The organism is Cupriavidus neocaledonicus (assembly GCF_000372525.1).
GTDB classification, from domain to species: Bacteria; Pseudomonadota; Gammaproteobacteria; order Burkholderiales; family Burkholderiaceae; genus Cupriavidus; species Cupriavidus neocaledonicus.
On record NZ_AQUR01000106.1, the window covers coordinates 102,292 to 115,213 of the forward strand.

11 protein-coding genes are annotated in these 12,922 nt (G+C 66.9%); 2 read left to right on the forward strand and 9 right to left on the reverse strand.

Annotated elements, in window-relative coordinates:
* Positions 1-113: 113 nt before the first annotated feature.
* From A3AG_RS0126410 to A3AG_RS0126445, 8 genes are all read right to left on the reverse strand, one after another.
* Entirely contained in the window at positions 114-473 is a 360-nt protein-coding gene (locus A3AG_RS0126410; protein ID WP_018008294.1) for an ArsR/SmtB family transcription factor, read from the reverse strand.
* A complete protein-coding gene (locus tag A3AG_RS0126415; protein WP_018008295.1) occupies positions 454-918 on the reverse strand; it encodes an SRPBCC family protein in 465 nt (154 codons plus the stop codon). Before A3AG_RS0126415 ends, A3AG_RS0126410 begins: the two co-directional genes overlap by 20 nt.
* Positions 919-1,020: 102 nt before the next feature.
* A complete protein-coding gene (locus tag A3AG_RS0126420) occupies positions 1,021-1,974 on the reverse strand; it encodes a PDR/VanB family oxidoreductase (RefSeq protein ID WP_018008296.1) in 954 nt (317 codons plus the stop codon).
* 88 nt (positions 1,975-2,062) lie between these two features.
* Positions 2,063-3,721: a trimethylamine N-oxide permease gene (locus A3AG_RS0126425; protein WP_018008297.1), complete on the reverse strand. Its 1,659-nt coding sequence runs from the start codon at positions 3,719-3,721 to the stop codon at positions 2,063-2,065.
* A gap of 336 nt (positions 3,722-4,057) precedes the next feature.
* Positions 4,058-4,369 carry a CBU_0592 family membrane protein gene (locus A3AG_RS0126430; protein WP_018008298.1) on the reverse strand — a complete coding sequence of 104 codons (312 nt, stop codon included), beginning with the start codon at positions 4,367-4,369 and terminating at the stop codon, positions 4,058-4,060.
* A 46-nt stretch (positions 4,370-4,415) separates the two neighbouring features.
* Positions 4,416-5,315, reverse strand: coding sequence for a TorF family putative porin (locus tag A3AG_RS0126435; RefSeq protein WP_018008299.1), 900 nt, complete (start codon positions 5,313-5,315; stop codon positions 4,416-4,418).
* A 179-nt stretch (positions 5,316-5,494) separates the two neighbouring features.
* Positions 5,495-7,159 carry an aldehyde dehydrogenase family protein gene (locus A3AG_RS34895; protein WP_051073572.1) on the reverse strand — a complete coding sequence of 555 codons (1,665 nt, stop codon included), beginning with the start codon at positions 7,157-7,159 and terminating at the stop codon, positions 5,495-5,497.
* A gap of 28 nt (positions 7,160-7,187) precedes the next feature.
* Positions 7,188-8,306, reverse strand: a complete 1,119-nt coding sequence (locus tag A3AG_RS0126445) for an aromatic ring-hydroxylating oxygenase subunit alpha (protein WP_018008300.1) — start codon at positions 8,304-8,306, stop codon at positions 7,188-7,190.
* Between the two features lie 235 nt (positions 8,307-8,541).
* On the opposite strand from A3AG_RS0126445, the gene A3AG_RS32045 reads away from it, so the two are divergent.
* Both A3AG_RS32045 and A3AG_RS0126455 read left to right on the forward strand, forming a co-directional pair.
* Positions 8,542-9,558, forward strand: coding sequence for a helix-turn-helix domain-containing protein (locus tag A3AG_RS32045; RefSeq protein ID WP_018008301.1), 1,017 nt, complete (start codon positions 8,542-8,544; stop codon positions 9,556-9,558).
* Positions 9,559-10,200: 642 nt separating this feature from the next.
* Positions 10,201-11,538 carry an aspartate aminotransferase family protein gene (locus A3AG_RS0126455; RefSeq protein ID WP_018008302.1) on the forward strand — a complete coding sequence of 446 codons (1,338 nt, stop codon included), beginning with the start codon at positions 10,201-10,203 and terminating at the stop codon, positions 11,536-11,538.
* A gap of 169 nt (positions 11,539-11,707) precedes the next feature.
* Here the strand turns inward: A3AG_RS0126455 and A3AG_RS0126460 are convergent, their stop codons facing one another.
* Positions 11,708-12,799: a methyl-accepting chemotaxis protein gene (locus tag A3AG_RS0126460; protein ID WP_018008303.1), complete on the reverse strand. Its 1,092-nt coding sequence runs from the start codon at positions 12,797-12,799 to the stop codon at positions 11,708-11,710.
* Positions 12,800-12,922 lie beyond the last annotated feature (123 nt).

Genomic DNA, 12,922 nt, shown 5'->3' on the forward strand with positions numbered 1-12,922 from the left:
GCGGTGATAAGGCGTGACTTCGTGACCTGCGCGGCAGCCGACGACTGCTTGCTTGGTCCCTCTCCCGCAAGCGGGAGAGGCGCGCAACCCGGCTGCACAATTGAGGTAGCCAGCTAGTGCTCGCGCTCCACCGCCACCTTCAACTTGCCCAGCGCAAACTCCCATTGCCGCCCGATCGCTTCCAGCGACCGGCGCGCGGCTTCCAGCTGGCCGGGCTCGAACTGCCACAGGCGCTCGCGTCCGGCGCGGCTGTCGTGCACCAGCCCTGCCTGCGCCAGCACCTGCAGGTGCTTGGTCACCGCCTGCCGCGTCATGGCGCTGCCCGCCGTCAGTTGCGCGATCGACATCGCGCCGCCGGCGCACAGCACCGCCACCAGCCGCAGCCGGGTTTCGTCGCCGAGCGCGGCAAACACCGCGGCGGACTGCCGCAGTTGCGGCGCGTCCGGCAGCGCCTCAGGCAGTGCCGGCAACATGCTGGCGGATATTGTTGACCTGCTCGTCCCAGCCGCCGCTGTTGAGCCGGAAGGCTTCCTGGCGGCGTTCGGGCGGGATCTGGTCGAAGCCGGACTCGACCACGGTCAGCATGGTGCCGCCTTCCACCTCGCGCAGCATGAATTCCACCAGCGTGGCGGGCTCGTCCGAGTAATCGCGCCCGCGTTCCAGCGGCGCCGGATGCCAGCGCCACGACAGCAGCCGTTCCGGCTCCATGCGTTCGACGTGGACGTCGAACTTCAGGTATTCGTAACCCGGATAGGTGATGCTGCCCACCACGCGCTGGCCGGCCGCGAAGGTGGCGCCGTCGAAGCGCACGCCGAACCAGCTGCCAAAGGTATCGGCATCGGCAAGGGCGTGCCAGACGCGCGCGACGGGAGCTTCGATCAGGATGCTGCGTTCGATGCGGTCGGTGTCGGAAGGCATGGGCGGTCTCCTGGTTCAGGTGTCAAACATGCAACACGATGGTTGCATCGTAGGCGCCCCGCCCGTGAAATGCAACCAAAAGGTTGCAAGTCTGCCATCCCCTCACAGATCCAGCACCAGCCGCTGCCCCCTGCAGCGCGACACGCACAGCATCATGCTCTTCTGCGCCGCCTTCTCGGCGTCGGACAGGTACTGGTCGCGGTGGTCGGCCTCGCCCTCGAGGATGGCGGTTTCGCAGGAGCCGCAGATGCCCTCGCGGCACATGCAGTCCACCTTGACCCCGGCCTTTTCGATCGCGCGCAGCAGGGATTCGTCGGCGCCCACCTGCAGCGTCATCCCGCTCTTTTGCAGCACGGCCTCGAAGGCGCCGCCGGTGGCGTCGACCTCGTTGCGGAACTGCTCGAAGTGGATGCGCGCTGGATCCCAGCCGGCGGCGCGCGCGGCGTTGACCACGGCGTCGTTGAGCGGGGCCGGGCCGCATACGTAGACGTGGGTATCGGCGGGCTGTGCGGCGATCAGCGCGGGGATGTCGAGCAGGGTGCCGCTGTCGCTTTCATACAGGTGCAGCTGGCCGGGTGGCAGCGTGGCCGGCAGCACATCGAGGAAGGCGGCGGACTGCGTGTTGCGGAAGCAGTAGTGCAGGTCGAAGGCGGCGCCGCGCGCGGCCAGCGCCTGGATATGCGTCATGAACGGCGTGATGCCGATGCCGCCGGCGATCAGCAGGTGGCGGCCGGCGCCGTGGTCCAGGCTGAACAGGTTGCCGGGGGCGCCGATGCGCAGTTCGTCGCCTTCGCGTACCTGCTCGTGCATGAAGCGCGAGCCGCCGCGCGAGGCTTCTTCCAGCCGCACGGCGATCTGGTAGTGGCCGGGCTCGCCCAGCGTGCTGGTGAGCGAGTAGGCGTTGCGCAGCCGGCCACCGTCCATGTGGACGACGACGTGGCTGCCGCTGTCGAAGGCGGGCAGCGCACCGCCGTCGCAGGGTTGCAGGGTGAAGCGCTTGATGCCGGCGGCCAGCGGCTCGACGCGGCCGACGCGTACGCGGAGCGTGTCAGTCATGGCGGTACCTCGGAATTCAGGGATTGCGGGAGACGCGGGAAATGCGGGCGGGAAGGCGGACCGGCATGGCGCCGGCCCGCCCGGGTCATCAGGTAATGACCGTCAGCCTGGCGGCAATCCACACCACCAGCCCGCCGACGACCAGCGCCACATAGGGCAGCACGCCGGCGCGCGCGTTGGGCAGTTCCATGTCGCGGCGCATCGACTCGGGGAAGCGGCCCTTGTCCTGGATGTAATGGCGGTAGATGAACACCGGCACGATCAGCAGCGCGGCGATCAGGCCGTTGCGCAGCGTGTGTTCCCCCTGGAAGTTGGCGCCGGCGCCGACGAAGGCCAGGTCGAAGAAGCCCAGGAACGCGCCCAGCGCCAGCAGCCAGTTCTTGCACTTGTACGGCCGCGGCCAGTCGGGGCGGTCCATGCGGTGGATCCAGCCCGACTGCAGGTTCAGGAACACGAAGATCATGTAGCAGACGTTGGAGATCGACAGCACTGCCATGTAGTTCGACATCAGCAGCAGGAACAGGTTGAACAGCAGGTCCGTCCACATCGCGCGCGTGGGCGAGCCGTGCTCGTTCACGTGCGAGAGGTAGCGCGGCAGCCAGCCGTCGACCGAGGCCTGGTACAGCGTGCGCGACGAACCCATCATCGAGGTCATCACGATCAGCAGGATCGCCAGCACCAGCATCACCACGATCACGTTGAACACCACCGCGCCGCCGCCGACGAACCTGGCCATCGCCGCGCCCACGCCGGAGCCGTCGACGATGTCGGGCGCCAGCATGCCCTGCAGCCCGAGCGAGCCCTGGAAGGCGATCGGCACCGCGATGAACATGAACAGGCACAGCACGCCGGACCAGAAGATCGCCTTGAAGGTGTCCTTCTGCGGGTCCTTGAACTCGCGGGTGTAGCACACCGCGGTCTCGAAGCCGAAGGTCGACCAGCACGCCAGGAACATCGCGCCCATCGCCGTGCTGATGCCGGCGGCGTTCCAGCCGCCCAGCACCGCGGCGCCGGAGGCGTCATGCGTCAGCGGCAGCAGCGGGAAGAAGCTGGTCGAAGGCATGTCGCCGGTGAACAGCGGCACCAGCGCGATCACCACCAGCGGCGTCAGCGAGGCGATGCCCAGGATGCGCTGCGTGGTCGCTGCCGCAGAGGCGCCGCTGTGCTGCAGCTTGAAGGTGATCAGCAGGAACGCGGTGGCGAGCAGAAAGGTGGAATTCACCCGCAGCGTCAGGCCCTTGCTGACGAAGCCCAGGTCCACCAGCGTCAGCTGCCAGGTGTTGATCACCGAATTGGCCGGGAACAGCGCGCTCAGCATATAGCCGGCCGCCAGGCTGGTGCCGAGCGCCAGCATCGGCGACCACGCCACCCAGTTGCACCAGACGGAGACCGGTGCGACGAACTTGCTGTAGCGGACCCAGCCCAGCGCGCCGTACACCGACGCGCCGCCCGACTTGTGCGGATACAGGCCGGAGATCTCGGCGTAGACGAAGCACTGGGCGAAGCCGACCAGGATGGCGAGGACCCAGATCACCCAGGCCGGGTTGCCGATGGTGGCGGACACGCCGCCGATGGTGAAGAGCACGCCCGCGGGCACGCCGCTGGTGACCCAGAAGGCGTCCTTCCAGGTCAGGCTGCGCTGCAGTTCGTGCGATGCGGTGGGTTGCTGGGTTTGCTGCTGGGGTTGCTGCGCGGGGGCGAGCGGCGCCTGCGCGCCGAGCGACAGCACGTCTTTCTGTGAATACACGATGTCTCCTTGCTTCCCGGTTGCCGTGTTGCCGGAGCGGGGCTCCGTCACGGTCTGCCGTCTGCGGTCTGGGTGGGTACGTTGCGGTACTGCCTGCCGGGGTTACGACGGTCGGGAATGTCTGGCGGGGATTCTGGGGGCGTTTCTCATGGTTGTCTCCTGTTGTCGTCCCGGGTTGCCAGTGGCCCGATTCACAGGGCGCCTGATACTCCGGTCTTTCGATTTACCGTAGGTAAATTAGATTACCTATGGTGTTTTGGTGAGTATAGGAACGACGCCGGATCAAGGCAACGGAAGTTTTGTATCGCGTTGCAAAGTGCCGGCCGTCCTCTTTTGCTACGGCTGCACGGGCTGTCCGGGGCGCGGCGCGCCCAGCGTTTCCACCATCGCGCGTCCGGCGCGTCCGGCCCGGCGATTGCGCCACCAGCCCAGCAATGTCAGGACCAGCCAGAAGCACTGGGTCAGGAACGACGCCAGGTTGAACGCCCCGGCCAGCGAGATCAGGATGCAGCCAGGCCCGATCACGTTGAGAACGACGGCCAGCCTGCCGGTCGGGGATTTGTGCAGGACCTGCACGGCAAAGTGCGCGGCAACGTAGGCGGCAACGCCGACAAGTCCGGTTGCGTCGGTAAGACCCAGGGAGGCCATGGTGGTGTGCTTCGTCAGGCAGTGATACAACGGTGGATAAACGCCGTCAGAACGTCTTGGTCAGCGAGACCAGGAACGTGCTCTTCAGCGGATTGGAAACGGACGGGTTGCCGGAAGAATCCAGCGCGCCGGTGGTGTACTTGTCGTAGACGTCGGTGCGGCCCCAGCCGCGCGTGTAGGCGCCGGTCACGGTCCAGCCGCCCTCGAAGGCCTTGGACAGCGCCACGCGCACGTCGCGGAAGTTGTAGGCGGCAAAGTTGCGCACGCGCTCCTGGCCGTAGTGCAGCAGCAGCGTGACGCCGTGGCCCAGGTCGAAGGTGCCGTTGATGTCGAGGTAGCCGGAGCCGCGGCTGTGCAGGTTGTTGCCGGACAGCAGCGAGGCGCTGTTGTAGCCGAAGTAGTCGGGGGTATACGTCAGCCAGTACTTGACGTTGAACCACTTGTACGTCAGCGACGCGACCGCCTCGCCGTAGTTGTACTTGGTCTGCGCGTATTGCAGCTTCGCGCCGGGGTAGAGGTAGTAGTAGACCTGGCCCGCGTAGACGAAGTCGCCGACGCTGCCGGTATAGCCGGCGTACAGGTCCCATTCGACGGTGCCGCCCTCGATGAACTTGTCGCTGACGCTCGACATCCAGGTGCCGGCGGAAAAGCCGCTCGGGTGGCTGTAGTCGACGCCGCCCTGCACCGCGGGCTTGCCCCAGGTCTGGCGAAAACCGCGCGACACGTACTGGGACGTCAGCGTCATGTTGGCGCTCCAGGGCGAAGTTGCCGCGGTGGCCTCGGCGGGCGCAACGGTAGCGGCGACCTGCGGCACCGGCGCGACCGCCAGCGTGGTGTCGCCGCCGGCCTGCGCCAGCGCGGGCAGCGCCTGGCACAGCAGCAGGGGCAGGGCGCCCGACAGGGCGCGGCACAGGGTTGGTCTGGCGGCAAAGCGTTTGCTCGGCATGGTTTTGTCTCCTCCGTGCAGCCGGTCTGGGTTTGTGTGTTGGGTTGCCGGCCTGGGTGGTGGTGGTGTGGCGCGACGCGTCCGACCGGGCGCACGCTGCCCGCCGGGATGCAGGTCCCGGCAGCACAGGTGCCGCAGTCAGGATTCGGGCGCAAGGCCCGCGCGCCGCGCCGCTGGGGTCAGGCAGGCAGGGGCAGGGGCATGCGCGCGGCAGGCGGTTGCGCGCGCTCCGCCACCGTCCGCATGCGCGCGGGCGTCGCCTTGTAGTAAGGCGCGGTCGAACGCTGCAGTGGCGCACGGCCACGGATCACGTCGGCGAGCTTCTCGGCCATCATGATGGTGGGCGCGTTCAGGTTGCCGGTCACGATCTTCGGCATGATCGACGCATCGACCACGCGCAGGCCCGACAGCCCGTGCACGCGGCCCTGGTTGTCGACCACCGCCATCGGGTCGGAGGCGTCGCCCATCTTGCAGGTGCAGGATGGATGCAGCGCGGTCTCGGCATGCGCGCGCACGAAGGCGTCGATCTCGGCATCGCTCTGCACCATCATGCCGGGCTTGATCTCGCGGCCGCGGAACTGGTCCATCGCCTGCTGGCCGATGATCTCGCGCGTCAGCCGTACCGCGGCGCGGAACTCGCGCCAGTCGACGTCGTGCGCCATGTAGTTGAACAGCAGCCGCGGCTTGACGCGCGGATCGCGGCTGGCCAGCTTGACGAAGCCGGTGCTGGGCGAGCGCATCGAGCCCACGTGGCACTGGAAGCCGTGCGACTTCACCGGGTTGCTGCCGTCGTAGTTCATCGCCAGCGGGATGAAGTGGTACTGCAGGTTGGGCCAGGCGAACTCGTCGCTGCTGCGGATAAAGCCGCCGGCCTCGAAGTGGTTGGAGGCCGCCGTGCCGGTGCCGCGCAGGTACCACTCGATGCCGATCGCCGGCTTGTTCCACCACTGCAGCGCCGGGTACAGCGAGACCGGCTTGGTGCATTCGTACTGCAGGTACATCTCCAGGTGGCCGGCGTGGAAGAACGCGGCGTTGAGCGCGTAGTCGACCGCGGCATCGAGGTCGGCGTCGGCGAAGACGATGTTCGGGTTCTTGCCGCCAAGCTCCAGGCCGATACGCTTGAAGTTGCCGGTGGCGGCCTTCATGATGCTCTCGCCGGCAAAGGCGCCGCCGGTGAAGGACACCAGGTCCACGTCGAGGCTTTCGGCCAGTTCCGCGCCCACCTCGGCGCCGCCGGTCACCAGGTTGAACACGCCCGGCGGCAGGTCCAGCTCGGCCACCAGCTGCGTGAAATGGTGCGTGGTCAGCGGCGTCAGGTTGCTGGGCTTGATCACCACGGTGTTGCCCGCGCCCAGCGCCGGCGCGATCTTCCACGCGGCCTGCAGCAGCGGATAGTTCCACGGCGTGATCAGGCCGCATACGCCGACCGGCTCGCGCAGCGTGCGGCTGATCACGTGGTGCGGCGCTTCGTTGACGGCGCCTGCTTCCGATGCCACCAGCCCGGCAAAGTAGCGGAAGGTGGCGGCGATGTCGCCCATGTCGGTGCGGCTTTCGGTCAGCGTCTTGCCGGTGTTGAGCGATTCGAGGTGGGCGAGCTTTTCGGCATCGCGGTCGATCAGTTCGGCAATCTTGTTCAGCAGCCTGGCGCGGTCGCGGATCGTGGTCTGGCGCCACGGGCCGTCAAAGGCCTTGCGCGCGGCCGCGATGGCCAGGCGCGCGTCGGCGCGGGTGGCTTCGGCGGCCTGGGCGATCACCGATTCGTCGGCCGGGCTGACGATGGCGCGCGTGCCTTGGTCGATGGGCGACTGCCACTGGCCGTCGATATAGAGCTGGGTCTGGATCATTGCTGCGGTTCCGGTTGATCGGGTGGTTTCAGGCGGCCAGGGCGTCGAGCACCATCTGCTGGAAGTGCTGCACGCCGTGCTCGCCGATGGCGGAGGTCTTGTCGTCGGTGACCAGCAGCGGGCCCTGCCCGTTGCGGTAGCCACGCGACTTCAGGCCGCGCTGCACGGATTCGACGATGCTCAGGTCTTCGGGCTTGAGCACGTTCTTGTAGTACTCGATCAGCTGTTCCTGTTCGGCGGTGGGCGTGCTGTCGCGGAAGTAGAACTCGAAGTGCTGGATGGTGGTGTCGGCATCCACCGGGAACATGTAGAACACGCCGTAGTTGCCGTCGCCCGGCAGCACGTTCAGCGTCACGTTGGGCCACAGCCAGTACGCGGCGAAGTCGGTGTTGGGCGCGTCGCTGTCATAGGTGAAGGCATCGCTGCCCGAGCGGGTCTGGCCCACCTGGCTGGTGTAGAGGCCGCGCACTTCGTGCTTGTAGGTCTCCATGCGGATCGACTCGACCAGCGCCGGGTGCGCGGTCTGGCAGTGCAGGCATTCCAGGTAGTTGTCGACCACCACCTTCCAGTTGGCCTTCATCTCGTAGCTGAGCTTGTGCGCCGGCACCAGCTGGTCGACGTCCGGGCAGCGCGCTCGGATTTCGTCGTTCAGCCCGGCGGCCAGCTCCGACAGCGGCTGCGCGTCCATGTCGAGGTTGACGAATACCAGGCCGCAGAACTCTTCCACGCGCACCGGCGTCAGCCCGGCGTTGTCCTTGCAGAAGCCCGGCACGTTCTCGGCGTTGCGCACGTGGATCAGCTTGCCGTCCAGTCCGAACGACCAGGCGTGGTAGGGGCAGGTGATCACGTTCTTCGCCTTGCCGGCGCCGTCGGCGAACAGTTCATGCGCACGGTGCGGGCAGACGTTGTAGAACGCGCGCAGCACGCCGTCGCGGCCGCGCACCACGAAGATGTTCTCGCCCGCAACCTGGGCGGTGGCGTACTGGTTGTTCTCGGCCACCTGGCTCTTGTGCATCACGCACACCCAGCTGCGCGCAAAGATGGTCTTCTTCTCCTGCTCGAAGACTTCCTGCGAGGTGTAGTAGTGGGCCGGCAACGTGTAGGCGAGCGGCGGCGTAGTACAGGCGGGGGCGGCGGTCTCTTGCATGGGATTGTCTCCTCGTTAGCCTTGATGCTTTATCAATTCACTAATGGTTAATTAAATTACCATTGGTGATGTGAAGGGAAGTCTAGTGAGGCGAGCGGGGTTGTTGCAATTCAAAAAATCGATGAAATTTCCAAATAAAGTTGATGTTGACTATCGATTCGCGCGAAATCCGGGGATGGTGTATGGTTCGAGTTACTCAATTCACCATCGGTTGAAAAAAAGCGGAGGAGCGCCCATGTCCGAAGACACTTTTGCCACGCGCCTGAAGGGGGTGCTGGAAGGCAAAAGGATCATGCTCAAGCAGGTGGCCGAGGCCCTGTCGGTATCGCCGTCGGCCGTGCACAAGTGGACGCGCGGCGGCGAGATCGAATACGAACGCCTGCTGGCGCTGGCACGCTTCCTGGGCGTCAACTGGCTGTGGCTGCGCTACGGCGAGCAGGCCATCGCCGACCTCGAGGCCAGCACCGCATCGGACCCGCATATCAAGGAACTGCGCCAGAAGCACCTCGCCGAGATCATGGAAAGCGAGGCGCGGATGAAGTTTGCGCAGGAGGTCTCGGGCATCGTCACCTGGGAATGGAACGTGCTGACCGATGGCCTGACCTATTCGTCCAACGACGTCTCTCTGTTTGGCCGCCATATCCGCAACATGGATGACTTCTGGGCCTGCGTGCATCCCGGCGACGTGGCGCGGCTGAAGGAAGTGCTGGCGCGCACGCTGGGTGCGCAGGAGATGCACGAATGGGAATTCCGCGTGGTGCATGAGGACAACACGCGCTGGATCTCGTCGCGGGCCACGCTGGTGCGCGATTTCGACCAGCGCCCGGTCAAGATGATCGGCGTCAGCCTAGACATCACCGAGCGCCGTCGCGCCGAGGCCGCGCTGCGCCAGAGCGAGGCGCTGCTGGCCAAGGCGCAGCAGATTGCCCATCTGGGCGGCTGGTACTGGAACATCCAGACCGACGACTGCGCCTGGACCGACGAGGCCTACCGCATCTTCGGCTGGGCCCCGCAGGCATTCAAGGTGACCATGGAGCGCTACCTCGCATCGATCGTAGAGGCGGACCGCCCGCGCGTGCAGGCCGCGATCCGCGCCGCCATCGTCGACAAGGCGCCGTATCGCGTCGACTACCGCATCCAGCTGCCGGACGGCAGCCTGCGCGACATCCACGAGGAAGGCGAGGTCACGCTGGACGAGCACGGCAACGCGCTGACCATGGTGGGGGCGTCACAGGATGTGACGCCCGGATAGGGCTGGTAGCGCAGGCTGGCCGGGCAGCGGCCGGGTCATTGAAGGGGGGCGTTGCCGCCCTTTTTTGTTTCGGCGCGACGGTCCGCCTGGCGCCGGCCCCTCGCGCCTGTCCCTGGGCTCGGACACCAATGGCTCGATCCGCCGCCGCCCGCGTTCTGCGGGACCTGGTGGCCGTGCCCGACCACGGGCGCTGCAGGGGGGGGGGCGTGGCACCGCCGTGAGGGGAAAACCTGGGCGGCAGGGCGCTTTCTGGAGATGCAGGGCCTGTGCCGCAGGGCGCTTCCCCATTATGCAACGAATGTTTCGGTGAGGAAATCGCTTCACAGCTCACAGGTTGATAGTGAGCTACTGTTTTAATTGTCTCGTTTCATTCGACAAGGAAACAAATGTTGCAATAGCCGCGGAACTGCCCCTATACTGCCAGCGGCTGACCGAGCGGACCCCAGCTACTGCATGGGATATCGAGATGCAAAAGCAAAGGCAGCCACAAAGACGGCGGTCGCTCGCCACCCTTGTGGGGTCAACGGCGCGCAGGTCTGGCAATAGTCTGCACAGGCGGGGGATGCCAGCGCGCTGTCCGCATCTTCCAGGCCGCGTGCTGCGCCGCGTTGCCACCGACCACACTGTCACCACCACACCATCATGACCCATGTATTCCATCGCAATCCGCGCCAGCAGCTGCCCCTTGCCGTGGCCGGGCAGGGCATCGAACTGATCGACAGCACCGGCCGGCGCTACCTGGACGCCTCCGGCGGCGCCGCCGTGTCGTGCCTCGGGCACGGCCATCCGCGCGTGATCGAGGCGATCAAGTCGCAGCTGGACACCATTGCCTATGCGCACACCTCGTTCTTCACCACCGAGGTCTCGGAGACGCTGGCCGAGACCCTGGCGCAGGCCGCGCCGGGCGATCTCGATCATGTCTACTTCGTCTCGGGCGGCTCCGAGGCGGTGGAATCGGCGCTGAAGCTGGCGCGCCAGTACTTTGTCGAGGTGGGGCAGCCCGCGCGCCGCCACTTCATCGCGCGCCGCCAGAGCTATCACGGCAATACGCTCGGCGCGCTCGCCATCGGCGGCAACGCCTGGCGGCGCGAGCCGTTCCTGCCGCTGCTAGTGCCAGCGCACCACGTGTCGCCTTGCTATGCGTACCGCGACCGCCAGGCGGGCGAGACCGATGCGCAATACGCCCGGCGGCTGGCCGACGAACTGGAAGCCCGGATCCTTGACCTCGGACCCGAAACCGTGGCGGCCTTCGTCGCCGAAACCGTGGTGGGCGCCACTGCTGGCGCGGTGCCGCCGGTGGGCGACTACCTGAAGCGCATCCGCGCCGTGTGCGACAAATACGGCGTGCTGCTGATCCTCGATGAAGTGATGTCAGGCATGGGGCGCACCGGCTACCTGTTCGCCTGCGAGGAGGACGGCGTGGTGCCCGACATCATCACCATCGCCAAGGGACTCGGCGCCGGCTACCAGCCCATCGGCGCGATGCTGTCGACGCGCCGGATCTATGACGCCATCGTCGGCGGCAGCGGCTTTTTCCAGCACGGCCACACCTATATCGGCCACGCCACCGCCTGCGCCGCGGCCCTGGCGGTGCAGCGCGCGATCGCCGAGGACAAGCTGCTGGCCAACGTGGTGGCCCGTGGCGAGCAGCTGCGCCAGCGGCTGCGGGAGGCGCTGGGCGACCACCCCAACCTGGGCGATGTGCGCGGTCGCGGCCTGTTCGTCGGCGTGGAATTCGTCGCCGACCGCGACAGCAAGGCCACGCTCGATCCCGCGCTGAAGACGCACGCGAGGCTCAAGTCCGCGGCGATGCAGAACGGGCTGCTGGTTTATCCGATGGGCGGCACCGTCGACGGTGTGCATGGCGACCACGTGCTGTTCGCGCCGCCGTTTATCTGCACGCCGCGGGATATCGACAATATCGTCGACCGCTTTGTGGCGTCGGTGCAGTCGGTGCTGCCGGTGAGCGTTACGGCATGAGGCACTGAAGCGCAGCGTTTGCCGCGTGTTTGCGCCCGCCTCCCGCTTGCGGGAGAGGGGCCGGGGGAGAGGGCAGGGGGTGGCATACCGCAAGCCTGACTTCGTCGGGACTCCCGCCGTTTCCCCAATCCCTCCCTGTAGTTCCCGCCCCGCCACGGTTGTGCAAACTCTACAGCCTGAATTCCCCCACCACCTGTTGCAACTCCGTCGCCCGCCCGGCCAGCGCCTGGGAAGCGCTGGCCGCCTGCTCCACCAGTGCCGCGTTCTGTTGCGTGACCGTGTCCATCTGCGCCACGGCCTGGTTGACCTCGGCGATGCCGGCGCTTTGCTGTTCCGACGCCGCGGTGATCTCGCCCAGCAGGCCGGTGACGCTGGCCACCGCCTGCACGATTTCCTGCATGGTTGCGCCGGCCTGGCCGACCAGGGCCGAGCCGCTGTCGACCTGCTGCACCGAAGCGTCGATCAGCTGCTTGATCTCGCGCGCCGCCGCGGCGCTGCGCTGTGCCAGCGTGCGCACCTCGCCCGCGACCACGGCGAAGCCGCGGCCCTGTTCGCCTGCGCGGGCCGCTTCCACCGCGGCGTTCAGCGCCAGGATATTGGTCTGGAAGGCGATGCCTTCGATCACTTCGATGATATCGGTGACCTTGCGCGAGCTGGCGCTGATCGCGGACATGGTCTGCACCACGTTGCCGACCACTTCGCCGCCGCGCGCGGCGATGCCCGAGGCGCTGGCCGCCATGCCGTTGGCGGCGCGCGCGCGTTCGGTGTTCTGCTGCACCATCGCGGTCAGTTCGCCCATGCTCGACGCCGTTTGCTGCAGCGCCGCGGCCTGCTCTTCGGTGCGTTGCGACAGGTCGGTATTGCCGGCAGCAATCTGGTGCGAGGCGTCGGTAATGGAGTCTGTCGCGGTGCGGATGCGCGTCACCAGGTCGGTCAGCATGTCTTCCATCTCGCCCAGCCCGCCGAGCAACCGGCCGAACTCGCCGCCGCGGTCGGTGTTGAACTCCTGGCTGAGGTCGCCCGCGGCCACGGTTTCGGCGATATGGACGGCTTCGGACAGCGGCGCCTCGATGCTGCGCGCCAGGCCCCAGACCGCGCCTACGGCCACGCATAGCGCTACTGCGGCCAGCGCGATCAGCACGCGCCGCGCATCGGCGCCGTCCTGCATGCGCGGCACGGCTACCGCGATCCCGATCGCCATCAGCGACCACATGGCCCCAAACGCCGCGCCCAGGCGTATGCGAATGCCAAGATTCTGCATCTCCGTCTCCCGTCTCCGTCCCAATGCGACCCCATTGATTAACGGCGGGGAAGGGCGAGGGCTTTAGCAGATTTTTGGTAACGAAGGCGACCTGCGGTGGCTGGCCGGCATGGGCTGCCCGTG